This window comes from uncultured Parabacteroides sp. (genome assembly GCF_905196875.1).
GTDB lineage: Bacteria > Bacteroidota > Bacteroidia > Bacteroidales > Tannerellaceae > Parabacteroides.
The window spans coordinates 16,973-43,008 of record NZ_CAJJWO010000006.1; the positions used below are offsets into that span (position 1 = coordinate 16,973).

The 26,036-nt window shown below is 45.0% G+C and carries 19 protein-coding genes and 1 pseudogene; 18 read left to right on the forward strand and 2 right to left on the reverse strand.

Annotated elements, in window-relative coordinates:
• Positions 1 to 71 precede the first annotated feature (71 nt).
• The 18 genes and pseudogenes from QZ076_RS03590 to QZ076_RS03675 all read left to right on the forward strand — a co-directional run bounded on the left by QZ076_RS03590 (position 72) and on the right by QZ076_RS03675 (position 22,542).
• The gene (locus QZ076_RS03590; RefSeq protein ID WP_293710431.1) at positions 72 to 947 is read left to right on the forward strand and encodes a helix-turn-helix domain-containing protein; all 876 of its coding nucleotides are present in this window, start codon (positions 72 to 74) and stop codon (positions 945 to 947) included.
• Between the two features lie 102 nt (positions 948 to 1,049).
• Entirely contained in the window at positions 1,050 to 1,631 is a 582-nt protein-coding gene (locus QZ076_RS03595; RefSeq protein WP_293710433.1) for a DUF3575 domain-containing protein, read from the forward strand.
• A 36-nt stretch (positions 1,632 to 1,667) separates the two neighbouring features.
• Positions 1,668 to 2,750 (forward strand): fimbrial protein, encoded by a 1,083-nt coding sequence (locus QZ076_RS03600; protein ID WP_293710435.1) that lies wholly within the window; start codon positions 1,668 to 1,670, stop codon positions 2,748 to 2,750.
• A 212-nt stretch (positions 2,751 to 2,962) separates the two neighbouring features.
• Entirely contained in the window at positions 2,963 to 3,853 is an 891-nt protein-coding gene (locus tag QZ076_RS03605) for a FimB/Mfa2 family fimbrial subunit (protein WP_293710437.1), read from the forward strand.
• 12 nt (positions 3,854 to 3,865) lie between these two features.
• Positions 3,866 to 4,927 (forward strand): DUF4906 domain-containing protein, encoded by a 1,062-nt coding sequence (locus tag QZ076_RS03610; RefSeq protein WP_293710439.1) that lies wholly within the window; start codon positions 3,866 to 3,868, stop codon positions 4,925 to 4,927.
• A gap of 111 nt (positions 4,928 to 5,038) precedes the next feature.
• Positions 5,039 to 7,711: a BACON domain-containing carbohydrate-binding protein gene (locus QZ076_RS03615; protein ID WP_293710441.1), complete on the forward strand. Its 2,673-nt coding sequence runs from the start codon at positions 5,039 to 5,041 to the stop codon at positions 7,709 to 7,711.
• 49 nt (positions 7,712 to 7,760) lie between these two features.
• Entirely contained in the window at positions 7,761 to 9,356 is a 1,596-nt protein-coding gene (locus QZ076_RS03620) for an Mfa1 family fimbria major subunit (RefSeq protein WP_293710443.1), read from the forward strand.
• An 86-nt stretch (positions 9,357 to 9,442) separates the two neighbouring features.
• The gene (locus QZ076_RS03625) at positions 9,443 to 10,390 is read left to right on the forward strand and encodes a FimB/Mfa2 family fimbrial subunit (RefSeq protein ID WP_293710445.1); all 948 of its coding nucleotides are present in this window, start codon (positions 9,443 to 9,445) and stop codon (positions 10,388 to 10,390) included.
• Between the two features lies 1 nt (position 10,391).
• Positions 10,392 to 11,525, forward strand: coding sequence for a fimbrial protein (locus QZ076_RS03630; protein ID WP_293710446.1), 1,134 nt, complete (start codon positions 10,392 to 10,394; stop codon positions 11,523 to 11,525).
• An 86-nt stretch (positions 11,526 to 11,611) separates the two neighbouring features.
• Positions 11,612 to 13,957, forward strand: coding sequence for a TonB-dependent receptor (locus tag QZ076_RS03635; protein ID WP_293710447.1), 2,346 nt, complete (start codon positions 11,612 to 11,614; stop codon positions 13,955 to 13,957).
• 121 nt (positions 13,958 to 14,078) lie between these two features.
• On the forward strand, positions 14,079 to 16,154 hold the full coding sequence (locus QZ076_RS03640; RefSeq protein ID WP_293710449.1) for a TonB-dependent receptor: 2,076 nt from the start codon (positions 14,079 to 14,081) through the stop codon (positions 16,152 to 16,154).
• Positions 16,155 to 16,165: 11 nt separating this feature from the next.
• Positions 16,166 to 16,393 carry a hypothetical protein gene (locus tag QZ076_RS03645; protein WP_293710451.1) on the forward strand — a complete coding sequence of 76 codons (228 nt, stop codon included), beginning with the start codon at positions 16,166 to 16,168 and terminating at the stop codon, positions 16,391 to 16,393.
• 75 nt (positions 16,394 to 16,468) lie between these two features.
• Positions 16,469 to 17,674: pseudogene (locus tag QZ076_RS03650) on the forward strand (MFS transporter).
• Between the two features lie 2 nt (positions 17,675 to 17,676).
• Entirely contained in the window at positions 17,677 to 19,044 is a 1,368-nt protein-coding gene (gene hemN / locus QZ076_RS03655; RefSeq protein WP_293710453.1) for an oxygen-independent coproporphyrinogen III oxidase, read from the forward strand.
• Position 19,045: 1 nt separating this feature from the next.
• The gene (hemG, locus tag QZ076_RS03660; RefSeq protein WP_293710454.1) at positions 19,046 to 20,419 is read left to right on the forward strand and encodes a protoporphyrinogen oxidase; all 1,374 of its coding nucleotides are present in this window, start codon (positions 19,046 to 19,048) and stop codon (positions 20,417 to 20,419) included.
• Between the two features lie 35 nt (positions 20,420 to 20,454).
• A complete protein-coding gene (locus QZ076_RS03665; RefSeq protein ID WP_293710456.1) occupies positions 20,455 to 20,853 on the forward strand; it encodes a DUF2007 domain-containing protein in 399 nt (132 codons plus the stop codon).
• A gap of 13 nt (positions 20,854 to 20,866) precedes the next feature.
• Positions 20,867 to 21,049 carry a hypothetical protein gene (locus QZ076_RS03670; RefSeq protein ID WP_046148455.1) on the forward strand — a complete coding sequence of 61 codons (183 nt, stop codon included), beginning with the start codon at positions 20,867 to 20,869 and terminating at the stop codon, positions 21,047 to 21,049.
• Between the two features lie 161 nt (positions 21,050 to 21,210).
• Complete coding sequence (locus tag QZ076_RS03675; protein WP_293710458.1) at positions 21,211 to 22,542, forward strand: NADP-specific glutamate dehydrogenase; 1,332 nt, start codon at positions 21,211 to 21,213, stop codon at positions 22,540 to 22,542.
• Between the two features lie 110 nt (positions 22,543 to 22,652).
• Here QZ076_RS03675 and QZ076_RS03680 read toward each other — a convergent pair whose 3' ends face one another.
• The gene (locus tag QZ076_RS03680) at positions 22,653 to 24,932 is read right to left on the reverse strand and encodes a glycoside hydrolase family 3 C-terminal domain-containing protein (RefSeq protein ID WP_293710460.1); all 2,280 of its coding nucleotides are present in this window, start codon (positions 24,930 to 24,932) and stop codon (positions 22,653 to 22,655) included.
• Between the two features lie 63 nt (positions 24,933 to 24,995).
• Entirely contained in the window at positions 24,996 to 26,036 is a 1,041-nt protein-coding gene (locus tag QZ076_RS03685) for an MBL fold metallo-hydrolase (protein ID WP_293710462.1), read from the reverse strand.

A 26,036-nucleotide genomic window follows, 5' to 3' on the forward strand; every position in this document is an offset into this window, starting at 1 on the left:
AACCTCCAGTGAACTACTAAAGAGCTAGGTAGACAGGATGGAAGAAGATTGACTTTAATTGAATATACGAAATGAAACTGAATTGCATACATGAGCATACTTCATGCATAAATTATAAAGCGAGAAAGTATGACGGTTTTTCGCTGGGATCCGCTCTTCAGGGGGAGCGTTTCGATAACCATAAGCAGGATATAAAAGCCAATCACTTGATATTTCTTTTGTCGGGTGCGGTAAATATCACAAAAGATGAACAGGAGAGTGCAACGGTACGGGCCGGAGAGTTCGTTTTTATCCCTCTTTCGTCCCACTATGTCGGGGTGGTGAGCCAAGGGGGAAGCTATATTGACCTGGCTTTCTTTCATGACAGTATCTCTTTATGCGATAAGTATATGTTGAGTCATTATTGGAAAAAGGAGCCGACGACCTCCCTCTTCTTCGAACCCCTTGCCGTGCGCGAGCCGTTGGATATGTTTTTGAAACAGATGGAAATTTATCTCCGTGCGGGAGTAAACTGCAAATTCCTACACGAAATAAAAGAACGCGAACTGTTCATTATTTTCCGTACTGCCTATACGAAAGCTGAGATACTCCGGCTGTTTCATCCCATCATGGGGATGAAGGTCGACTTCAAAGCTTCGGTTTTGCAACACAAAGACCGCGTCAATAGCAAAAAAGAACTTGCCCAGTTGCTGGGGATGAGCGATTCGGACCTTCAACGCAAGTTTAAGCAGGAGTTTGGTGAGCCGGTCTATGCCTGGCTGCGTAAAGAAAAGAATAAACGAATTCTTGCCTGGCTTAGTCGCGAGTCGGCAGTGATCAAGGATGTCATGTATGAATTCGGTTTTTCCTCCGCAGCCAGTTTCAATAAGTATTGCAAAAGCAATTTCGGATGTACTCCTTCCGAGTTGAAAAAGCAAATGGTAGAAAGTAAAAAAGAAGCTGGCTGAAAAAAATACATTGTCTGGCAAAAGAGTAACTAATTGGCTGATTTGGATAACTAAGCATTCCAAATCAGCCTTTATTTTTGCAGCATGAAAAAGAAAAGAAGTATGAGAAGGAATATGGCGATGTTTATAGTTGCTTTACTTGTTGTCTTATCTGCACCGGTTTCGGCTCAGCAGTTTACAGTAAAGAGTAATCTGCTGTACGATTTGACTTCTACACTGAATTTGGGAGGCGAGGTCGGATTGTCTTCCCAGTGGACAGTGGATCTGTCAGCAAATTATAACCCGTGGAATTTTTCGGGCAACAGGAAGATGAAGCATTGGATGATCCAACCCGAAGCCCGCTATTGGATGCACCGCAGTTTTGCCGGTCATTTTGGGGGAGCCCATCTGATCGGGGGCGGATATAACTTCGGAGGAATGTTGCCGTTTGGGATCAAACCTTCCGCTTCCGGATTAGGGGGTAACCGTTATCAGGGATGGATGGCAGGAGCCGGATTCAGTTATGGGTATAGCTGGCTTCTGAACGATCGCTGGGGGCTGGAGACTTCCTTGGGGCTAGGGTTTATTCGCTTTGGGTACGACCGGTATGATTGCAAAACCTGTGGCGAAAAGCTGGGGAGTGAAAAGAATAATTATTGGGGGCCAACAAAGGCTGCGGTTTCCCTTATTTATATCATAAAGTAATAAACTATTTATTAATAATTTAAACTCAGAGAAATTATGAAAGCAATTAAATTTTTATCTGTAGCCCTTGTGGCTTTAACCTTGTTCTCGTGTTCGCGTGACGAAGCAGTAACTCCAGGTAACGGTGAGCCAGGAGAACCCACGCTTGTAACTGTTAAGTTGACTGGTGATGGAAATGGACAACCCATGTCAAAAGTGGTAGGAGATGTGGTGAATAATGAAGATACTAAGATAAACGATTACATTGTGTTTATTTTCCGCAGTAGTGGTGATTTGGATTGCGATCCTTACTATAGTGCTTCTAGCGCAGAGGCTACGATTAAGGCTACTACAGCCGGAGTCAGTGCCTATGTGGTGGCTAATACAGGAGCATTCGAGGGTGGACTATTTGAAAATGTTAAAAACCGAAGCGACCTAAATAATGTGAAAGGTGACTTGGTGGTCTCTGATGTGTGTACTCAGACTAAAGACAATCTATGGATGTCGGGTACAGGGATTATCGAGAATGGCTCTGTAACCGTAAAACTCAGTTTTCTTGCTGCAAGAATCCGACTTGTCGTAAAAAATAATCGTTCTGTGTCTACTATAGGCGTTGAAAACATTAAGGACTATGCAGTTGCATTATTGAATGCCGGAAAAGATGGTCAGTTTTTCGAAAAAAGTTCTAATTCTGTACATCAGACAAACTTTTATGCAGGACATGAATACGATTGGTGTAATCCAAAGCCTGCAGAGGTTACTTTTACGGAGGCTATGCGTGATGTACCGTCACAAAATTTTGATGAAAATATTAACGGAGATGTATCCCATTACTTCTATACGTTTGGAAATAACGGATTCAAAAGACCTACTGTTATTATGGTTGCAACATCTTGCGAGTATAACAATAAAACGATAACACGCTACTATCCGGTTCGGTTTGTGGATGAAAATATCAGTAGTGGCTTCGGAATTCAACCTGGGAATGACTATCTTGTAACAATGACCTTATCGGGTTACTACGACGATGACAAGGGAATACAGAATCCGGAGGAGTCCCTAACAAGTCCTAAAGATGTGACTGTTACTATAGAGGCTGCTAAATGGACTTCGAAAGTAATCGATAAAGAGATACATTGATCATTTCTATTTGAATTTGTTTAAATTATCCTTGAATAAATTTTAAGAGTAGTTTTGTCGACTTGTTTTGAGGTTCATTTGCGGGTCAATATTCTCGAAAACAAACCTCAAAACAGGTTCGGACAAAACTAATACTGATTCTGAATAAACTAAAAAAGGTGGCATTATCCGGATGACGCCTTTTCATGCTAAATAATTAATTGTCTGAAATTATGCAGAAGAGCAAATTCCGTAGCTGCTTACAAATGCTGTCCGTATTGTTGCTTACGGCATTTGTATCTGTTAGTTGTATAAAAGAGGATTTATCCGAATGTAGCAAGCCCGGATTTTCCTTACAGGTAAAGGCCTTTGATGCCGACAATCAAGAGCTTGCCAGTGAATATGTAAAGGATATTACACTTTATATTTTCGACAAGAACAAATTGTTTTTAGATACTTGCGAGGTTTTTTTGCAAGAGTTAGTGATGTTGGATTATCCCGGCCATGATAGCTTAACTGTGGTTGCATGGGGGAACAGCAAGCAGGGAAATCAGAAAATGCCTGCGCTTAAAAAAAATGAACATCTGGAGACAGCTTTTGTCTCACTTATTAAAAAAGGAAATAAATTGTCTGTGGCAGGTTCTCCCGACGACCTGTTCTATGGCTCTATAGATATACATGCGAACGAATTTCCCGCAAAGGTGTTACCTATCAAACGCAAGACATCCAGTGTGATTATCACTGCACGCAACCTGAAAGGGTATGTGGGATATGCCGAGGGGGATTTTCGCTATGTGGTTCGCAAAAAAAATGATAAAATAGACTTTTATGGCAGGCCTGGGGGAGATGAAGTAAATTATACACCTCCGGCGACGTTCAATGAGATTGGAGATTTGGTTTCTCCTGTTTTCAATATTTTTCCTACAGATTCGGAACTTAAGATCGATATTTATCATCAGAATGTGTTGAAAGCTACCGTTTCTTCCGATAGCGAAGGGAAACCGTTGCGTGTTGTTGAAGGTAAATTACTCAATGTGTTTATCAACTTTCAGGAAATGCTTAGCGTGGAAATGAAAGTGACCGGCTGGAATAAAATTGAAATTTGGAAAGAATTTAAACATTAAAGAAACATACGGATGAAAAAGATAACTATCCTTCTGCTCCTGGCTATCCTGCTTCTGCCGGGTTGCACGAATGAAGAACTTATAGACCAGTCCGGTAATATGCGGAATGGTGAATTGGCACAAGTGAACCTGAGAATAGACGGGGCCGCTATGAGTGATGGTCTGAAGAGCCAGTCGGTGACTTCAGATAAGGAGGCTGAAATCGCAAACCTCCGGGTGTTGATCTTTGATGATCAAGGTGATATAGTGACCAATAAAAAATATTCGAGTGATCCCGGAAAATCTCTCCGGATTGAAACCTATTCGGGGAGTAAGCGTAAGTTTTGTATCGTTGCTAATATCAGCAATGATGAAATCGACCGACGCCTTGATGATATTGTCAGCTACGATGAACTTGAAAAAGTGATGGTAACATCCGCTGAACTTGGCTACGGGTCTGATATGCCCCTGCCTTTGGTTATGACTGCTGTTAGAGAAGGTGTGGATATCTATCCCGGCACAAGCACAATAACGGAGGCTGTTAAACTCCGGTTTTTGGTAGCCAAGCTCACACTCCGGGTTGTGGATGCTATGCCTGACGGAGAAGTAACCATATCCGACTGGGCGATCCTTGACGCTCCTGCCAGAAGTTTTCTTTTCGGCAGTAATTTGGATGCGAATCCCGATCCGGATAAGGATAATAAGAGTGAGTATTGGGTTACATCCGGAAGTCATCCGTTTGAAAAATTCGATCAGCAGAATAAAACGTTTACCCAGACTATTTATCTGTTGGAAAATCGTCGGGGCAACCGTCGGGACAAAGATTTGCCTGACACTCCTTATGAGGGTATGGCTTTTGGTGATCAGGATTCCAGGGGTAAGGCGTGGTATAGTCCTGAACGCGCCACTGCCATTATGATTAATGCCACACATACATCTTCGGGCACCTCTAAGCGCGTTAAGATTTATATCTATTTGGGAGAAGACAATCACAGCGATTATAACATCAGGCGTGGTTATCATTATGACTTTACCGTAACGGTGAGAGGGTTTAATGAGGTCGGGGTAGATACGAATGTGGATTATGTGCCGTAGATTTATGGGGATTAATCCGCAAGCTCGTGTCGCGATTCGGATCGAGGCATAGAAGATTATTTTGAGCACATAAACTGTTTTTTTATACTAAATTTAAACAATAGATAAAGGATGAAATTTGTCATTTATTTTTTCTTCGTACTGTCGACTTGTGTGTTGCTTTCGTGTACGGATGAAGATGTGTTAAGCGGAGGCCAAGGTCCCTCCGGCACACAAGAGTATAACATCAGTTTCAATGTCCCCGAACCGATGTTAATTCAAACCAGGGGAAGCAACGACGACAGTAGGGAAAAATCCGTTTCCAAAATAACCTTGCTCTTTTTTCAGGAAAATGGCGGGGTATTCAGCTATCATAGTGCCGCCTCTTCGGGGTCGATAATAAACACCTCCGCGGGTACGGCCAGAACGAGAATCGCCTTGCCTTTTACACAAGGGGGCAACAATACCTTTAAGATTGCTGCTATTGCAAACAGCGCAAAGGAAGACAGTGAGTTCGATAAGCAACTGTCGGGGAAAACCATCGATGCTCTTTATACGGAGTTGATAAGTGAAGAGACAGGCCCGAATATGCCGACCTCTAATTTTCTGATGAGCGGCTTTACGAACGAAGGAAATACGGTGACATTGCTTTCCGAATCGCATGTACTCGACTTCAAGCTCGAACGCAATGTTGCCCGATTCGATATTTATGCAAAAAACGTTGAAGCGAAGTTCCGAGTGCTGACCGCCGAAGTGCGTAATGCCCGCGGCTCTTCGTATATATTCAAAAAAGAGAGCAATTTGTCTGATGTAACTTTTCCGGCATCCTCTTCGCTCGAAAACTATCTGAATGAAAGCACCGACCGCAGAGACAAAGATGAAAACAATATTCCCATCAATCAAATCACTCAGAAACTGTATGCCTATGAAAACAATACGGAGAAGAAACCGGAGCTCGACAAAACAACCTGTCTGATTATTGGAGGACAGTATTATGAGGGCGGACAATGGCGTTCTATCACCTATTATCGTCTTGATATAGGTTATCTTGAAGCCGGCGATTGGCAATACAAGGTAAAAAGAAATCATAAATATAATATCAATATATCCGACGTCCAGGGACAGGGATATCCTACCAAGGATGATGCCTACAGGAACGAAGCCCAGAATGTGGATTTCGATATCACCGTATGGAACACTTCCGATATGTCGAATATCGTATTCAACGGCTCCAAAGGCCTTGCTGTCGATAAAACCGTGATCGCGGTAGGTCCGACACAAGTCAACATGGTGCATAAGGTCAAACTTACCCACACGACGAGTATTCCGGCCAGTGGCTGGACGGTGAGTTCCAGCGATGACTGGGTTAGCATACCTGCTAACAGCATACTGCGTAGCGACACCGGCGAGGGAGAGTTCGATATACTGGTGACTTCCGCATTGCCCTCCAACCTGATTTCACGCGAAGCGACTGTTACGGTGGCTGCCGGCGAGTTGAAGTTATACATAAAGGTCAATCAAAGCAAATACACTTCGGAAGTGTCGATCGATTTAGATCCCAAGCGTTTTGATGTGGATAAGCAGGGGTTGCCCGATTATTCCCCTTCAACGTCTCCGCTGCCGGAGCAGATCCTTGCGTTTACCCCCCTCAGCGGTGTGGATATAGCGAAGAGTACGTACACCGTTTACCCATCTATAAATAATGAAGATTGGTTGCGGGTAAAGACACTCGATGGCCAATCGCCGACGGATATTCCCTTGGCATCCAACGCCAATAAGGTAATGCTTGAAATGGATGCGCTTCCCGAAGCGGAGTCTTTTCGCTCCGGTATCGTCGTGATTTCTATCAACGATCCGGACAGAGGCCGCTCCACTTTCCATGTCCCGGTAACGCAAGCCAGAAAAACTGCGCCGTCTATTAGTTTTCCTGCGGAGATATTGATAAGTGGGCACTCTGGAACCAATGTAGCGTACAATAACTTTGAGATATTATCGAATGTCCCATGGTATTTGGACTTAGGTAAGGCAGAAGTAGAGAAGTGGATTGATCGGGATGCCTCAAGCGGGCTTGAAGGCGGTATTGGAAAGACAAATACTTCGATAAAGTATAATTTTTCATATTATCAGATTTTTGAAGTGTTCAGAGAAACAGTGATTCATGCAAAAGAACTTGCTACGGGGAAAACTATTTCAAAAGGTTATTTATATGTTCAAAATCCAATGCTTATTATAGGAGGCTCTCAGATGAATAGCGGGAATACATTAGTCACTTTGAACATTTTGCCAAGTGGTAAGTATTTTTATATATTTAAAGGTGTACATCAAAATTTTACTTCACCCTACTACCCGGGCGTATTTTATTGGGGAACTAATGTTTCAAACACCGGGGTTCACGAACTTACAAATCCGACAGCATGGAACAAAGGAACCGAGCTGTTGCCCGAACCCGGAGAGGCTGATCCATCCCCTGCCGGATTCAGAATCCCGACGAAAACCGAATATGAGGAGCTGATAAAACCATTAGCTATTTCTGGGAAAATTGTAGCTGCTACTGCACAGGGGAATTCATCTTCTAGCTATCAAAACTTGGTTAAAGCAGAATGGTGTAGCACCGTAGAGGTAGATAACCAGGGAAGAGTAATCACAATGTATCGCTTTCATTGGGGTGATTATCAGGTACATCCCGATGAAGTAAAATGGGCAGATGACGGTACGTATACAATTGACTGGTATGACGGTAAAGACCCCGCCAAGCAAGTGTCTAATGAATCCTATGGAGCTCTTCGAGCCATCTACAACCCTTAGCCTTGGAAATAAACAAAGAGTGAATAATAAAAACGAATAACTTATAAACATGAAGATAAAAACATTATTTAGCATTGCACTGACAGCAGCCGTACTGGCTGGCTGTAACAACTCGGATGAGATTCTTAATGCAGAGGAAACACAAGGTAAAGGGTATGTTTCAATGAATATCACTTATCCTCAGCAAAGTTCCGGACGCTCCGTTTCGGATACTAAAGCGGTGAATACTGGTACACCTGATGAGAATAATATAAATACCTTGCAGATTTACTACTTTGACGGGTTTTCGGATAACGCTAAAGTGGTTGCCATAAAAGATATCGATCCTAAAAATACGCCTTACAGTGGAACCCATTCTGTCCCGGTAACAGCCAAGGCGATGATGGTGGTGGCAAATGCCATCGAAACGCCTGCTCTCGGAATGACGTTGGCGTCGATTAACAGGGTTCTTACAGCCGACAATGTGAGTGATTTAATCGGTGGAACCGGTAAGAACTCATTTATCATGACCAACTCGAAAGGTGGCTTGGAACCTTCCCTGAGCAACGGTTCGGATAAAGAATTGACACTGTATGCCGACGAGGCAACAGCCGTACGAAACACGCTCAAGGTAAGGATAGACCGTGTGGTATCGAAAGTAGTGGTAAAAGCTGCCACTGCTGGTATTCCTACCGATGTGGGGAATGCCTATGTGGCCTTGAAGAAATGGGACTTGAATGTATTGAACAAGAAGTATTACCTCATGTCTAAACGTACAAAGACCTATTTTGAAGGCTTGGCCAATAATTGGGTTTGGAGTACCAATGACCCGTATCACCTTGGCTCGTACAGAATAGACCCGAACTATACCGGACAAACCCTGGCGAGCCAAAAAGATAATTATACGATCCATACCGGAACGATTGACGATCTGCCATCAGCCAAAGATGCCGGTGTGGCGGATTATTGCCTGGAGAATACACAAGACAAAAAGGATAATGTAAAAGCCTATGCCACCCAGGTGCTTATCATGGCTGAATGGACCCCTAAGACGGTGACAGACGTAGATGGCTCGTCGGTAGCGCTGAATCCAGGAGATAGCTTTTTCTCCATTAACGGAATCTTGTTTTCAAAGACAACCCTACTCAATACCATTGAAGCGGAAGTAACTAATAAACTGAGCAATAGCGATCCATCGACGTATGTAACAAAATATACGGATGCTTTGAATGCTTACCTGGTTAATTGTTTGAAAGTTACCGCAGTTACGATTCCCACATCTATCCCGTCCGGGAGTTCGGCGGAGAACGAGGCTCGTATTGTAAGAGATGCTTTTGATAATGCCGAATATTACAAAAAAGGTGGGCAGTGGATCGATGTGCCCAACAATATCGAAATCAATTTTTACCATGAGTCAATGAGTTACTACTCGCTGCCTGTCAAGCATGATTTCCATGCAGGCACACCGGGTGCTGTCAATGAATTGGGGAAATTTGGTGTAGTACGCAACTGCTCATACGTAATAACATTAAATAAAATTTTAAATATAGGCTCTCCGGTCATTCCCGATCCTGATGATGAGAATCTGGAAGTAGAAGAGAAATATCTCAATGCGACAATCGAGATAAACCCGTGGGGGGTCTATGAATACGGAGAAGAATTATAAACCGTCCGGATCCGAAAAGGGGGATGTCGAAAGCATTACGTTCGACACATCCCTCTTTTCGATTACCGCTAAAACGTGACTACTGAATGAGCAAAATGTTACAGCAAATGCTGTTTATTATAAGCCTTTTCATCCTTTCTTCCTGTGTGAAAGAGAATGAAGATTGTCGTACTTTCATCACTTTTGTGTATGATAAACATATGCAATCGGGGGATTTGTTTGTTGAAAAGGTATCGGAAGTAACCCTCTACGTATTTGATGAAGGCGGCAAGTATCTGAAAACCATAACAGCAAACAAAAACAGCCTAATCGATGGCTCCACGGTCGAACTGGGATTGCCGAAATATAAAACATATACATTTCTTGCCTGGTGCGGAGCGAACTCAACCTATCGGGTTTCCGATCTGAAAGTGGGAGAAACTCGCTATGAGGAGGTAGAGCTGCAACTTTCCGGTAGCCGTGACAAAATCCAGGGATTCTCTGCTAAACTGGATGAATTATATCATGGAATACTTGAAAACGTTCTTCTGGAATCGGACGAAAAGAAGCATGTGTTATTTCTGACCAAGAATACAAACAAGATACGCTTTGTACTCCAGCAATACAATGCGGAAACCCGGGCGGACGGTTTTCATCTCGGTGATTATACATTCGAGCTACTCTCGGCCAACGGAACCCTCGACCATTTAAACGAAAGGGCAGGAGCCGATATTATAAACTACACACCTTACGACAGTGCCGGCATACATAGTGGCGGATGGGTTGAAATCAATACGAACCGCTTGTTTGCCAATGAAGACTTCAGGTTTGTAGTTACTCGCAGGAAAGACTCAAAAAAGGTTTTTGATATTTCGTTGAGAGATTACGTCTTGTTGACCAATATGGAGGGGAACGATTGGAGTGCCCAGGAGTATCTTGACAGGCAGGACCGGTATCTGATTGTTTTTTTCTATAGCTCGTTGGAAAATGGTTGGTCGGCATCGCAAATAGTGATTAACGACTGGGTGGTTTACAAATCAAATGAAGAATTATAAAATGTTCCAAAAATCAATCCTCTTTTCATTCGTCTTTTTATGTTTCGGATGGGTGTCTTGCGACGATTCGGACGATTTCCGGGAGCGTATGCTACAGATCACTATTCCGGTGAACCGCCTTACGCCCGAACCGGATAGCCGTTCTTTGTCTTCGGCAGATCTCGAATCGCAAATCAATAATTTGAGGGCGTATTGTTTTAAAAACGGACAAAGAGAAAGTATGAGCACTGAATATTCGGTCAATGGAAACGAATATTCTCTCGGAATGCTCGTTACACAGGGGAAAAAGCATGTAGCGGTCATAGCCAATACTTCTCCGGATATATCGGCAGGGCTGGACGATGTTTATTCATATGAAGAGCTAAGTCATATCGATGTCGGCAATGTGAATGCCTATGCTTTCCAATACGGTTTGCCTATGAGCTGTTTTTTTGAAACGACTGTTTCGTCGTCATCAACGAATAACCCCAGAGTGTTGATCAATCGCTCTGTCGCTAAGGTGGAGCTTTTTTTGAAGAAGTCGAAGGAGTATGAGGATGACGGTCTGAAAGTGTTTATCAAAGCAGGTACGAACTTTGTTCTGAACGGGGCTGTCCTCAACACCTCGCTTACCACACGTGAAAACGGGACTCCACAGTATGGAACCATTCCCAAAGAGTTTCCGCAAGAGATTGAGATTACGACCTCGGCAGATAAAGGCATCTGTCTGTTTGAAGCTTATATCGGCGATCATGCTTCTGCCGATGTTTCGGATTTGAGCCTTGCGGTCGAATGGGAAGTGAGAAGGAGCGACGGTTCGGTTTTGGAGCATAAGACATATCACCTGAACTACGGTAAATATAACCTGTCCGGAACCAACAGCCATATTCACCGGAACTTTATATACAGGATCAACGGGGAGATTTCGAAGCTGGGCAATATCGAAGCGGCCGTTATTGATTGGAATACCATGAAGACTATCGATGTGGTGTTCGGAAAAATAGAGAACGTAGGAGCAGAAACTATACCCTGGAATGAACTCGATTATGGTAAGATTCTGGATGATTTGCAAAAAGATAATCCTCTGCACCATATTAATACCGGTATTGGTGATTGGACAGATCTTGATGTAAGGCCGCCTCTTACAGGTTCATAATCTTTAAAATCACTACATCTAGTGATTGACAGCCTTGATTCTTTCCCGTTCCTTTGCAATCGTGAAATACTAATAGTTCGAATACAATGAAACAACGCTATCTGTCTGTCCTGATTGCAGGGGCTTTTTTCTGTTTGCAAACGGTGAGCGCCGATGAGGTGAATGTAAATAAAAATGATACTATTAAGACGTATAACATCGATGAGGTTATCATTACTTCGTCGACGAAGGAAACGAACGACCTGCGTTTGCTGCCCGGTTCCGTGTCTATCCTCTCTCCGCAATCCATTTCCGGACGTCAGATCGATGCATTGAAAGATATCAGTTCCTTTGTCCCTAACTTGTATATGCCGGATTACGGCTCCAAGATGACTTCGGCTATCTATATCCGTGGTATCGGTGCACGAAGCAGCGGGCAGTCGATCGGACTTTATGTGGATAATGTGCCGTATCTCGATAAAAGTACGTTCGATTTTGAATTGAACGATATTCAGCGTATCGAAGTGCTGCGTGGCCCGCAGGGGACGTTGTACGGACGTAATGCGATGGGAGGTATCGTTAATATTTATACGTTATCACCTTTCAACTATCAAGGTACGAAGCTTTCCCTTTCAGGAGGGAATTATGGCGCTTTCAAGGCAAAGGCTGCGCACTACCGGAAATTAAGTGAGAAGGTCGGACTTTCCCTTAGCGGGTACTATGATCGTAATGATGGGTTCTTTGTAAATGAATACGATAATACCCGGGCAGATAAGGAGGAGTCGGCCGGCGGACGTTTCAAGCTGGATTGGCTGATCGCTTCGAACCTGAAGGCACAGTATACTTTCAATTATGATTATGTCAATCAGCGGGCTTTCCCGTATGGACTGTATAATAAAGAAACAGGAGTGGTTGAGCCTATACGTATCAATGATCCGAGTTCTTATGAACGTAATATGTTGAACAATAGTCTTTATCTGGAATGGAAAACCGATAAGTTCCTGCTTTCCTCAACCACCGCTTACCAATATCTGAAGGATGATATGAAGATGGATCAGGACTATACCGAAAAGTCTGTCTTTACGCTCAACCAGAAACAGAAGCAATATGCCTGGAGCGAAGAAGTGGCGATCCGGTCGAATGATAAAAAGAACTATCAGTGGAGCTTCGGTGCTTATGGCTTCTATAATAGCTTGAAGACGGATGGGCCGGTGATGTTTAAGGAGGATGGTATAAAAGATATTTTGCAGGCAGAATTCGATAAAATTCCCATGCCGAAGATTACGGTTAAAGGCGAGAATAATCAAATCTATTTTCCCGGCTATTTTGAAACGCCTACTTATGGATTGGCTTTATTCCACCAGTCTACTTACAATGATCTGTTTACCCCCGGCCTTTCTATTACTGCCGGTATTCGTCTGGATTATGAACATGCAAAGTTAAATTATGACTCTTCGGTGGAAGGCATGACGATGAATATATTTATGCCGGGCATGGGAGGTAATATGCCGAATATCAATCAGGATTTTCTTGTGACTACCCATCTGGTGGGAGAGGAAAAGCAGGATTTCTTACAGGTTCTGCCGAAAGTATCTTTACGTTACCAGTGTACACCCGGTACATTTACTTATGTTTCAGTGGCGAAAGGGTATAAAACCGGAGGATATAATGTGCAAATGTTCGGTGATCTGGTTCAGGCACAAGCCCAATATGACCTGAAGGAAGCGATGAAAGAACTGATGCCTCCGGGAATGGGAGAAGCTATTATAAAGAATCCCGCATTACCTCCGGTTTCGGATGTGGCTGCTTTTAAGCCTGAACATAGTTGGAACTATGAGGTCGGTGTGCGTAGCGAACTGGTTAAAGATCGCTTGAATGCAGAATTAACTTTGTTCTACATGGATATTCAGGATATCCAGCTGACTACATTTGCCCCGAATGGTAGCGGTCGTATGATAACAAACGGTGGTAAAGCCGATAGCTACGGCGTGGAAGTCAGTCTTCGCAGCCTGATCACAACGGGTTTGACCGCCGACTTGAATTATGGCTTTACCCGTGCGACCTTCCGCGATTATGCAACCCTGGATAAAAACGAGGTGGAGACGAACTATAAAGATAATTTTATCCCATACACTCCGCGTCATACCGTAAGTCTGGGATTACAATATACGAAATTGTTCCGCAACTGCTGGTTCGACCAGTTTACCGTGTCTGCCCAATACACCGGGGCCGGGAAGATATTCTGGACAGAAGGAAACGACATCAGCCAGAATTTCTACGGAGTGCTGAACGGCAAAGCCGGTGTACGTAAAGGAGCTGTTAATCTGAATGTATGGAGTCGTAATATAACGAATACGGATTATCAGGCCTTCTATTTCGAATCATTCAATAACTCATTCATACAAAAAGGCAAACCCTTCCAGATAGGAGCGGAGGTTGCGGTGGCGTTTTAAATTCGGATATTGACAATAATGAGCCAATTTGCTAATGTGCCAATCTGCCAATGGGGATAGCAATAGGTTCAATTATTGGCATATTGGCACATTGGCATATTATTTTCTAATAATAATATATATGAAGATATTATTCTTACTCATTTCATTCTTTCTTGTCGTGCTGTCTGTCAGGGCAGAAGATCAGGATACTGTGAAAGTCCGTCAGGTGGATCTGAACGAAGTGGTTGTTCAGTCGTTTAAGCAGAACAGGGATTTGCGGTTGGAGCCGCTGTCGGCATCGGCTGTTACGGGGACAGCGATACAAAATAAGAATATCACCGATATCAAGGAATTCAGTTCCTTCATACCTAACCTGTTTATGCCGGATTACGGCTCGAAGCTGACTTCCCCTGTCTATATCCGTGGGATCGGTTCGAAGATCAATGCCCCTTCGGTAGGGCTTTATGTGGACGGTATCCCTTATTTCGAAAAGTCGGCTTTCGACTTTAACTTCACCGAGATCGACCGGATGGAAGTACTTCGAGGTCCGCAGGGAACACTTTACGGACGCAACACGATGGGAGGGATTATTAATGTATATACAAAATCGCCTTTGAAGTATCAGGGGACGAACGCCTTTATCTCTAACGGAACCTATGGAAACCGCGACTACGCCCTTTCACGTTACGCGAAGATCGGCGATACCTTCGGTTATGCTTTCTCCGCCAACTATAACCGGAGCGACGGATATTTCACCAACCTGTTTACCGATAAGAAAGCAGATGATCAGAAAAGCGGTTCCGGTCGCATCCGTCTCGAATGGAAACCGACGGATCGGTTGTCGCTGGGCCTGATGAGTTCGTACGATTATTCCAAACAGGGCGGCTATCCTTACGCCGTCTGCGACTCGCTGACGCATCGACCGGGCGATGTCAATTACAATGATTATAGTTTTTATAAACGAGCTATGTCCACTACTGGCCTGACAGTCGAGTATCGGGGGAATGGCTACAGCCTGAGCAGCAAGACGGCTTTCCAATACCTTTCAGATCATCAGGGGATCGACCAGGACTTTTCTACGGCAAGCATTTATTTTGCCCGGCAGGATCAGAAGCAGAAGATGTTGTCGGAAGAGTTTAACATCAAGTCTACCACGGCGAATCGTTATAAATGGTTGTTCGGCGCCTTCGGCTTCTGGCAGGGTATCGATAATACGGTGACGCTCGATTATCTTTCTGCGAAATACAGTACCCGGAAATTATATGATACCCCTACTTATGGCTTTGCCCTCTATCACCAGTCTACTTTGGATAGCTTATTGACGGACGGCCTGTCTCTCACTTTCGGGTTACGTTATGATTATGAGCGGGCTTCGACCGACTACCTGGCATATAAAGATGCAGAGGGCGGCAGCAACCGGACAGACGCTTTTTACAGCAAGCTGAACTTTAGTCAGGTGACTCCGAAGATCGCCCTGCAATATCTGTTTCCCTCTACCGGCCTGCTGTATGCTACAGTGACGAAGGGCTACAAGACCGGCGGTTTCAACACCTCTTTCGAGCGTGAGGAAGACCGCTCTTTCCGTCCTGAAAGCAGTTGGAATTATGAGTTGGGCGGTAAGCATCCTTTCCTCGACAACCGCCTGCGTGCCGAGATCGCCCTTTTCTGGATCGACTGGAAGAACCAGCAGATCAGTCAGACGCTTCCTTCCGGCCGCGGATCGATGCTGACGAATGCCGGGCGCAGCGTAAGTAAAGGCGTGGAAGTCTCTTTGCAGGGAAACCCGGTGAATGGCCTGATGGTACAGGTGAATTACGGCTTTACGCATGCCACTTTTAAAGAGTATGTCGATGAAAAGAAAAACATCGATTATTCCGGCAATTACCTGCCGATGGTTCCCTCGCATACTTTTGCCGTCGGAGCCGATTATACGATTTCTAATCCTTGTACTCATATCGACCGTTTTATGGTCAGCCTGAATTATACCGGTACCGGTCGTATTTATTGGAAGGAAGACAATAAAGTTTCTCAATCTTATTACGGACAATTGAGCGGAAAAGTTTCTGCAACCAAAGGATTTGCTACCTTTGCAATCTGGGCTAAAAACATCACGAATACCCAATATAACGCTTTCTATTTTGAATCGGGAGGAAAAGGATTGGCGCAATTGGGCAGGCCGTTTACGATCGGAGGAAGTGTAGCGATAACTTTTTAAGTGAAAAAATGATGGATAAAACCTCCGTAGGCCTCCGAAATGGTCCCGACGATCGTTTTGATACCTCCGTAGGTCTCCGAAATGGTCTCGATGGACGTTTTGATACCTCCGTAGGTCTCCGAAATGGTCTCGATGGATGTTTTGATACCTTCGTAGGTCTCCGAAATGGTCTCGATGGACGTTTTGATACCTTCGTAGGTCTCCGAAGTGGTCTCGACGGTCGTTTGATACCTCCGTAGGCTTCCGAAACGGTCTCGACGATCGTTTTGATATCTTCGGAGGTCTCCGATGAAATTGATAAATATGAAAGACGAATGATGCAAAAAAATAAAATATTCAACCTCGGAACCTTCTTCTGTCTTTACATTGCACAGACTATTCCGATGAGTTTCTTCTCCACCGTCATCCCGGTCATGATGCGGCAGGAGAACTTCTCCTTATCCGCCATCGGACTTCTTCAGCTGATCAAGTTACCCTGGATACTGAAATTCCTATGGTCGCCGATGGTAGACCGCCATGCGACGACGACGGGCGATTACAAACGATGGATATTCTCTTCGGAGCTGATCTATGCCGTCCTGATCTTTGCCGTGGCCTTCCTCGATTTTAAAACAGATTTTTATACGATCATTGCTCTGATCATTATTTCCTTTGTAGCTTCCGCCACGCAGGATATTGCGACGGACGCTTTGGCTGTTCTATCTTTTAGCCGGAAAGACAAAAGTCTGGCGAATAGTATGCAGTAGATGGGAAGTTTCGGCGGCTCGATGATCGGGGGCGGGGTGCTATTGCTGTTGTTCAAGCAACTGGGATGGAACAGCTTGTTGCCGTGTGTGGCTTTGTTCGTTATTGTGGCTTTGCTTCCGCTGCTCTTTAACAAGGGTATCGTGATCCAGCCCAAGGAGCCTCATGAGCGGGCAAAGAAAGCCGATGTCCTCTACTTTTTCACGCAAAGGAAGATATGGAAACAGATCGGTTTCCTCTTCCTGTATTATTCGGGACTGATCGGGACGCTGGCTATGTTGAAGCCTTACCTGGTCGATCTGGGTTATTCGATGAAAGAGATCGGGGTGATGAGTGGGGTGGTGGGAACCTCCTGCGGCTTCCTGGCTTCCTTTGCAGGAGGATTGATTGTTCGCCGCATTGGACGCCATCGGGGACGCCTGTTGTTTTCCGTATTTGTCTTGCTGGCGACGCTTTATTTTCTGGGGCTGTCTTACACGATGCCTACCACGGAACTGCTCTATGCCGGAATAGCCCTGCTTTGGGGAAGTTACGGAATGGCTACGATCGTGGTCTATACCACAGCGATGGATTGTGTACGTCCCGGACGCGAAGGAACGGACTTTACGATACAGACCGTCATCACCCATCTGAGCGGAATGCTGATGGCTATACTGAGCGGAAAGATTGCCGATCATACAGGCTATCACGGATTGTTTTTCTTTGAAGCCAGTCTGGCTGCTTTATCGTTGATCTATATATTGATCGTATTCAGAAAGGAGAAAGAAATAGTATAATTATGATACAGGATCTATTACAAAAATATAATGTGCCGGTGCCGAGATACACCAGCTATCCTCCGGCAAACTATTTTACGGATGCGTTTACCAGTAAGGAATATGAGTTGGCCATAGAGGCCTCTAATACGGCGTTGCCCGGACATATTTCGTTTTATGTACATATCCCGTTCTGCCGCCATCTTTGTCATTATTGCGGGTGCAACTCATTCCCGATGATGAAGCCGGATATAATGTTACGTTATATTTTGGCTGTGCATAAGGAGATAGATAAAGTAAAGGAGCGTCTGGCTCCGGGGCGTAAGATCTCCCAGATCCATTACGGGGGAGGAAGCCCGACAGCTCTGCCGGCGCACTATCTGAAAGAACTGAATGAGCATTTGCTTGATGGCTTTGATACGATCGAACGGCCGGAGATTGCCGTCGAATGTCATCCCGGTTATCTGGATGAGGCCTACTGGCAATCGCTTACCGAAGCGGGCTTCAATCGTTTCAGTCTTGGTGTGCAGGATTTCAATGAAAAGGTGCTGAAAACTGTCAACCGCCGTCCCGCCTTGCTTCCTGTGGAGACGATCTTTCAGATACTTCGCTCGAAAGGAGCGCGTATCAATATGGATTTCATCTATGGACTGCCTTTCCAGACAGCCGACAGCTTTTCGGAAACGATAACGAGAGCGGCAGCCCTGCGTCCTGACCGGCTGGTCACTTTCTCGTATGCGCATGTCCCCTGGGTAAACAAGCAACAGCTTATCCTGGAAAAAGCCGGACTTCCTGCCGGTGAAGAGAAAAGCCATATGTATGGTTCTGCAAAAGAAATATTAGGTGCAGCCGGATACAAGACAATCGGACTGGATCACTTTGTCCTTGAAGACGACGAGTTGTATACCGCTATGCAAAACGGGCAGTTGCATCGTAACTTCCAGGGATACTGTACCCGCCGTACGACCGGGCAGGTGTATGCCTTCGGTGTGACCGGTATCAGCCAGCTGAGTTCCGCCTATACGCAAAACAGCAAAGATATCAACCAATATATTGAACGGATAGAAAGCGGATCTTTCGCTATCTCTAAAGGCTATACGTTAAATCACGACGAACAGATTACCCGTGAAGCGATCGAGACGCTAATGTGTAACTATTCTTTGAACTGGAAGGAATTGGCTGACCGTCTGTCCCTTTCCGTCGATGAGGTAAAAGCGGCTACTGCTTATGATGAGGACCGTCTCCGCGAATTTGCCTCCGACGGTCTGATCGAATACGATACCGATCATATACGCATCACTCCGGAAGGCAGTCTTTTTGTCCGCAATGTAGCCGCTTCGCTGGATAAACTGATGCTTCACTCTGATAAAACATTCTCTAAACCTGTCTGATATGGGACAATTGAATACAGATATCCTGATTATAGGCGCCGGCCTGACCGGTCTGACTACCGCTTTTCATTTGGTACGTGGAGGAAAACAGGTGCACGTATTGGAATGCAGCGATCGTGTAGGAGGGCAGATCCACACTTTCCGTGAAGACGGTTTTATCTTTGAAAGCGGACCGAATACCGGCGTGGTGTCTTATCCTGAGGTGGCGGAGCTGTTCATGACCTTGTCTCCGGACTGCCAACTGGAAACTGCCCATGAAGAAGCAAAGCGCCGTCTGATCTGGAAAGGCAACTCTTTTCGTGAACTTCCTTCCGGTCTCTTCAGTGCAGTCACTACCCCTTTGTTTACCCTGGGAGATAAATTCCGTATCCTGGGTGAACCTTTCCGGGCGAAAGGAACCAATCCGGATGAGTCGGTTGGCGAATTGGCCGCCCGTCGGTTAGGTAAATCCTTTCTGAACTATGCGGTCGATCCGTTCCTCTCCGGCGTATATGCCGGAAATCCGATGACACTGATCACCCGTTATGCCTTGCCCAAGCTTTATAACCTGGAACAGCAATACGGTGGTTTTATCAAAGGTACTATAGCGAAAGCCCGTCAGCCTAAGACCGATCGCGACCGTCTGGCTTCCAAAAAAGTATTTTCTGCAGCCGGAGGACTCGATAACCTGCCCCGGGCAATGGCGCAGGCTATCGGCAAAAATAACATAACCTTGTCTGCTTCCGGCGTAACGATCCGTCCGGCAGAAAAAGGATGGATAGCCAGCTACACCACCCCCGACGGCGAACAAACGATCCGTGCCGGTAAGGTAGTAACGACAACCGGAGCATACGCCTTGCCGGAACTTCTTCCTTTTATCGCGGAAGAAGATATGAATAAGATCAGCAATCTGAAATATGCACCGGTCGTGCAGGCAAGTGTGTGCATTCGGAACACCGGAAAGCTTTACTTTAACGCTTTTGGTGGGCTGGTTCCTTCCTGTGAGCAGAAAGATGTTCTGGGAATTCTTTTCCCTGCCGCCTGTTTTGATAACCGTGCCCCGAAGGAAGGCGCGCTCTTTTCATTTTTTATCGGAGGTGTGAAGCACGAGGAGCTTACCCGTTTAGGGAATGACGAATTGAAAACTTTAATCATCCGTGAGTTTCATGACATGCTGAAATTCCCGATCGATGTGCAGCCGGATATGATCCGTATTTTCCGCCATCCCCGTGCCATCCCTCAGTATGAGTTGAGTAGCGGCGAGCGGTTTGCTACGATAGACAAGCTTGAAGCACAATACCCGGGATTGATCCTGGCCGGTAATATGAAAGGCGGCATCGGAATGGCGGATCGTATACGCCAGGCAACGGGTATCGCAGAAAGCTTGCTTATGTAAGTCAAAATCACTTCCTTTGCAGAAAAGATAAGCTCATGGATAATAAGGATAAGATGGTAGAAATTGCCCGGTTTCAATATCCGGCGGAGGCACAAACATTGATGGCATTACTCAAATCGGAAGGGGTCGAATGTTATCTTCGTAACGAATATAGCAGTCAGGTAATGGCTGGCTACGTAGACGTCGGCGGTGCCCGTGTGGAAATACTTGAAAGCGATGTTCCTCAAGCTTTGGAAATTATGAAAGAAGGTGGTTATGATATCCCGACAGAAGATGAAGAACCCGAGCAGATACGTATGGCTGCCGGTTGGGCTCGTCATATCCCTTTTCTGCGAAACTTTGCGTTTGAAAAGCAAATTGTCATCTTATTTCTGATTATAGCTGTGTTTTTGGCATTATTAATCTTTTTTGGTTCAAAACTCTCTTCTAACTAAACAAATGTAATTAATGGCGCGTAGAAAGATAACAAATAGTCAGGCGGTATGTCTTACTTTATTATGGGGTGTTCTGGCCTATATGCTGCTTACATACAGTGAAAAGATAACATTTGATGTTATTTTTGCCTTGGTGGCATCAGCTATCATTGTGTTCGTTCCTGTCTATAAGAATATAAAGCGCAGGAATGAATAGCATTTAGTCACGTTTGCTTCTTTAAAATATCTAAATGATATTTTTTTATCATTTTTTCTTTCAAATATTTGCCAGTGTGAAAAAATGGCTTACCTTTGCGACGTTGTTAAAAGAACAGCGCAAAATAGCAAATTGGTATAACATTCTAAATAAACAGTTCTATGAAGGCAAATGAAGTTTTAGACAACTTAAAAAGAAGATTTCCTAACGAACCCGAGTATCATCAGGCAGTTGCCGAAGTTTTAGGCACAATCGAAGAAGCTTATAACGAACATCCCGAATTCGAAAAAAGCAACCTGATCGAACGTCTTTGTATCCCCGATCGTATTTTCTCTTTCCGTGTAACATGGACAGACGATAAAGGACAGGTACAGACAAACATGGGTTACCGTATCCAGCATAACAACACGATCGGCCCGTACAAAGGCGGTATCCGTTTCCATGCTTCGGTAAATCAATCTATCCTTAAGTTCTTAGCTTTCGAACAAACTTTCAAGAACTCACTGACAACACTTCCGATGGGTGGTGGTAAAGGTGGTGCCGACTTCAGCCCGCGCGGTAAGTCAAATGCTGAAATCATGCGTTTCTGCCAGGCATTCGTATTGGAGTTATGGCGTCACATTGGCCCGGACACAGATGTTCCAGCCGGTGATATCGGTGTAGGTGGTCGTGAAGTGGCTTATATGTATGGTATGTACAAAAAACTGGCTCGTGAAAATACAGGTACATTCACAGGTAAAGGTATCGAGTTCGGTGGTTCACTTATCCGTCCGGAAGCAACCGGTTACGGTAACGTTTACTTCCTGCTGGAAATGTTGAAGACTCGTAATATAGATATCAAAGGTAAAGTGGTAGCCGTGTCCGGTTCAGGTAACGTTGCTCAGTATACAGTTGAAAAACTGATCGAACTGGGAGCTAAGCCGGTTACAATGTCAGACTCTGACGGTTACATCTATGATCCGGAAGGTATCGACCGTGAAAAACTGGATTATATCATGGAGCTGAAGAACCTGTACCGCGGACGTATTCGTGAATATGCAGAAAAATATGGTTGCAAATATGTACAGGGTGCTCGTCCCTGGGGTGAAAAATGCGATATCGCTATGCCGAGTGCAACCCAGAATGAATTGACAGGAGACGATGCCAAGACATTGTTGGCTAACGGTTGTTTCGCTGTTTCTGAAGGAGCAAACATGCCTTCTACTCCGGATGCTATCGATGCATTCCTGGAAGCAAAGATCCTGTATGCTCCGGGTAAAGCCGCTAATGCAGGTGGTGTTTCTGTATCAGGTCTGGAAATGACTCAGAATGCAATGAAGCTGAGTTGGACGAGAGAAGAAGTAGACGAAAAGCTGAAAGGTATCATGAAATCTATCCACGAACAATGTGTAAAATACGGTTCTAAGGATGGTTATATCAACTACGTGAAAGGTGCAAACGTTGCAGGTTTCATGAAAGTTGCAAAAGGAATGATGGCACAGGGTATCCTGTAAATTATAAATAAGGAGTTGTTTGCCAAATAAACATTCTGTGGTTATTTGGTCATGTAAAAAAGGGAACCTTCCGGTTCCCTTTTTTGTTTGTATTGCCTGCTGGTTGCTGATTACTTTTTAAATGCAGCAGGTAAATTGAGTACATTGCTAACCTTGCGTGTCGAAGGACTGACATCGACCATCACATCGCCACGTGGATCGCGTGACGAGGCAGCTACGACAAACTTATATCTACCGCCATCGGTAACCCAGGCGCAGGCATCTTCGTCGAACGAAGCCAGGTCGTCTGTATGGACAACGAGTGTTATTACCTGACTTTCTCCGGGTTGTAATATCCCGGTTTTACCGAATGCTTTGAGCTCATGAATGGGTTTGTCTAATTTGCCGGCAGGAGCCTCTACATAGAGTTGAACCGCTTCTTTTCCGGCAACTTTTCCCGTATTCTTTACCGTTACTTCAACGATTACTTTTCCATTGTCCTGTTTCACCGAAGGTTTGCCATATTCAAAAGTCGTGTAGCTTAAACCGTAGCCGAAAGGATAGCTCACCTGCAGGTTCCGGGTGTCGAACCAGCGGTAACCGACATAGATACCTTCGTCATAGATGGTATAGTCTACATTTTTCGTTTCATGGGTTAATCCCGTCTTAACCGACCAACGGCGATCGATCTTCTGGTCTATCGGGAAATTCAACGAGCTCCAGTGATCACTCAAAGTCACTGGGAAGGTCATGGGAAGCTTACCGGAAGGATTGGCATGGCCGGTAAGGATATCGGCTACGGAGTTTCCGCCTTCCTGTCCGGCCTGCCATGACAGCAGGATTGCGTCGGGCATCTCTTTCCAGCTTTGAGTTTCGATCACACCGCCAACATTGAGTACGACAACGACCTTCTTATTGGCCTCGTGGAAGATACGGGTAACGTTTTTCACTAATTCCCGCTCAGTATCCGACAAGAAGAAGTCGGAAGAAACACGATCGATATATTCACCGGAGATACGGCCGAATGTGATGATAGCCATGTCATTGTTCTTCGCGGCATACTTGATGATGGCTGTATCCATCGGCATCTCGCTGATGCGCATTTGTTCCCCTTGCTCTTGAGGCCTGTTGTAAGCTTGGTAGATCGCTTTGATATTATCGTCGACAACGATCTGTTGGTTTTTCAATCCGTCCAGCAGCGACACTACATAAGGGCGGTGGATATCGCCCGAACCCGTACCGCCCGAGAAAAAATTATAAGAAACAGCACCGAACAAAGCAATATTCTTATCTTTCGGAGACAAGGGAAGAGTCTGTTTTTCATTCTTCAAAAGAACCATACCCTCAGTAGCTGATTGCCGGGTAACGGTGGCATGAGCTTTCATGTCGGGATTGTTGGAATATTTATATCCTTTGAAACGGGGAGTTCTGACTACCAATTCCAGAATGCGCCTGACGTTGCGGTCGACCACGGCTTCATCGAGCGTCCCGTTTTTTATCCCTTCTATGATGTGGGCTGCCTGTTCTTTTGTGCCCGGTTCGATCATATCGTTTCCGGCAATCATCTGGGCTGCTCCGTCGGCTCCTCCCCACCAGTCGGTCATCACCGTACCTTTATATCCCCATTCGTCGCGAAGTATAGTAGTGATCAGTTCCGGGCTTTCCGAAGCATATACATCGTTGATACGGTTATACGAACTCATGATGGTCCAAGGTTGACTCTCCTTAACTACGATCTCGAAAGCTTTCAGATATATCTCACGCAGTGCCCGGGGCGAGACGATAGCATTGTTGTTCATACGGTTGGTCTCCTGGTTATTGACTGCAAAGTGTTTTACAGAAGTTCCTATGTCGTTGCTTTGTACCCCGTTTACATAGGCTACAGCCATTTTTCCCGCCAGTAGTGGATCTTCACTGAAATATTCGAAGTTACGACCGCACAACGGATGGCGATGAATGTTGATGGCAGGAGCCAACAGCACGTCTACCCCGTATTCCTTCGCTTCGTTGCCGATCACTTCTCCTACATTCCTGACCAGGTCGATATCCCAGGTTGAAGACAGTAAAGTCTCGATAGGGAAGTGGGTACAGAAATAATTTTCCTCTCCTTCGACCGGCAAAATGCCACAACCGGCAGGTCCGTCCGAAAGAACTACACAAGGGATTCCGACACGTGGTACCGGGTTAATACGTCCGGCAGCACCGGGAACAACTTTCCAGGACTCTTTAATATGAGGTGCCGCATTTTCATCCAGATGATACATACGGGCTCCGACGATCAGGTCCGCTTTCTCTTCGATGGTCATTGCTTTGATAACCGCATCGATATTGTTTACTTTCAATTTGGGAACCTTGGCACTAACGGAAACAGAAGCAACCATAGTTGCTGCCGCGAATCCTATTAGTTTCATTTTTATTTTTGTCATATAATATAGTTATGATTATTTTTATCTCTGATTGATCATTCTCTCCTGTCAATGGCATTGAAACCATTCGCCCCAACCCATGACCAGATAATCTTTGCTGATCTTTTCCATTTTCTGAAAGGTCAGCCAAAAAGCTTCCCGATGGTCGATCGTATGTCCCATCTCATTTTCATGTCCGGTAACGACCAACCTGGGATTGAAGCCGTCGACCAGATCGCTCATCCGATGCGTCCAGCAGTTCACGATCAATATATCCGGCTGGGGGATGTCTTTTTTGATGTTGACAATCCATTCCATATCCTCCTTATTATATTGATCCCCGATATGGGTGACCGTCTTCTTTTCATCCGTCGTTACCACATAAATATTATTCATCAACTCATCCTGGTATCCGGGGAATATTTTCACCCGGATATTTTTGTTTTTATCCAGTTTCATCTTTTTATCGATCATTTTGTCGGAACGTTCGTGCTGTATATCTTTCTTTTCCGGTAATATATTTGTCGGTGCAACAACCGGCTTTCCTGCCTTCAGGAACATTTCGACAACAACCGGGTCGACATGGTCGCCATGATTATGGGTAAGAAACAAAATGTCGCAATGGTCGACAATTTGTTGAATCAAAGCGTCAGGGATCAAAATTTTTCCTTTGCAGGCTCCCCTGACAACATCGAACGCCAGGGTGACCGAACCGGTACGGGCAACAAAGCCGTCATTGTAGATTTTATAAACTTTCATCCCTTGCTTGACCGGATTGGAAAGATCTGCAATGACCTTATTTACCCGTGAAGCGATGAAGCCATAGAGTGGTTCGCTATCGTCATATCTGGTCTCGTGAAGCATGGCATCCAGGTTGTAAAGAGCCAGTTTCCTGATCATCGGGGCACCCGGAACCGGAGGGTTTTCCGTTAATGCCTGATCGATCAGGCCGAACATCTGGAAAGCCTGTTTATTCAGGTATACTTCCGAATTACCCCAGAAGGCACTCTTTTCTATGGCGTTCTTTTCCTGAGCTTTCAGACCTCCGGGTATTAATAAAGAGGCACAGAAACCTCCCATGCCTAAAAGTGTACAGAATATCTTTTTCAT

What these genes read in the sequence shown, in the direction of transcription:
- QZ076_RS03590 (WP_293710431.1), top strand. Translation starts at nt 72, where the DNA reads ATGAAACTGAATTGCATACATGAGCATACTTCATGCATAAATTATAAA.
- QZ076_RS03595 (WP_293710433.1), top strand. Translation starts at nt 1,050, where the DNA reads ATGAGAAGGAATATGGCGATGTTTATAGTTGCTTTACTTGTTGTCTTA.
- QZ076_RS03600 (WP_293710435.1), top strand. Translation starts at nt 1,668, where the DNA reads ATGAAAGCAATTAAATTTTTATCTGTAGCCCTTGTGGCTTTAACCTTG.
- QZ076_RS03605 (WP_293710437.1), top strand. Translation starts at nt 2,963, where the DNA reads ATGCAGAAGAGCAAATTCCGTAGCTGCTTACAAATGCTGTCCGTATTG.
- QZ076_RS03610 (WP_293710439.1), top strand. Translation starts at nt 3,866, where the DNA reads ATGAAAAAGATAACTATCCTTCTGCTCCTGGCTATCCTGCTTCTGCCG.
- QZ076_RS03615 (WP_293710441.1), top strand. Translation starts at nt 5,039, where the DNA reads ATGAAATTTGTCATTTATTTTTTCTTCGTACTGTCGACTTGTGTGTTG.
- QZ076_RS03620 (WP_293710443.1), top strand. Translation starts at nt 7,761, where the DNA reads ATGAAGATAAAAACATTATTTAGCATTGCACTGACAGCAGCCGTACTG.
- QZ076_RS03625 (WP_293710445.1), top strand. Translation starts at nt 9,443, where the DNA reads ATGAGCAAAATGTTACAGCAAATGCTGTTTATTATAAGCCTTTTCATC.
- QZ076_RS03630 (WP_293710446.1), top strand. Translation starts at nt 10,392, where the DNA reads ATGTTCCAAAAATCAATCCTCTTTTCATTCGTCTTTTTATGTTTCGGA.
- QZ076_RS03635 (WP_293710447.1), top strand. Translation starts at nt 11,612, where the DNA reads ATGAAACAACGCTATCTGTCTGTCCTGATTGCAGGGGCTTTTTTCTGT.
- QZ076_RS03640 (WP_293710449.1), top strand. Translation starts at nt 14,079, where the DNA reads ATGAAGATATTATTCTTACTCATTTCATTCTTTCTTGTCGTGCTGTCT.
- QZ076_RS03645 (WP_293710451.1), top strand. Translation starts at nt 16,166, where the DNA reads ATGGATAAAACCTCCGTAGGCCTCCGAAATGGTCCCGACGATCGTTTT.
- hemN (WP_293710453.1), top strand. Translation starts at nt 17,677, where the DNA reads ATGATACAGGATCTATTACAAAAATATAATGTGCCGGTGCCGAGATAC.
- hemG (WP_293710454.1), top strand. Translation starts at nt 19,046, where the DNA reads ATGGGACAATTGAATACAGATATCCTGATTATAGGCGCCGGCCTGACC.
- QZ076_RS03665 (WP_293710456.1), top strand. Translation starts at nt 20,455, where the DNA reads ATGGATAATAAGGATAAGATGGTAGAAATTGCCCGGTTTCAATATCCG.
- QZ076_RS03670 (WP_046148455.1), top strand. Translation starts at nt 20,867, where the DNA reads ATGGCGCGTAGAAAGATAACAAATAGTCAGGCGGTATGTCTTACTTTA.
- QZ076_RS03675 (WP_293710458.1), top strand. Translation starts at nt 21,211, where the DNA reads ATGAAGGCAAATGAAGTTTTAGACAACTTAAAAAGAAGATTTCCTAAC.
- QZ076_RS03680 (WP_293710460.1), bottom strand. Translation starts at nt 24,932, where the DNA reads ATGAAACTAATAGGATTCGCGGCAGCAACTATGGTTGCTTCTGTTTCC.
- QZ076_RS03685 (WP_293710462.1), bottom strand. Translation starts at nt 26,036, where the DNA reads ATGAAAAAGATATTCTGTACACTTTTAGGCATGGGAGGTTTCTGTGCC.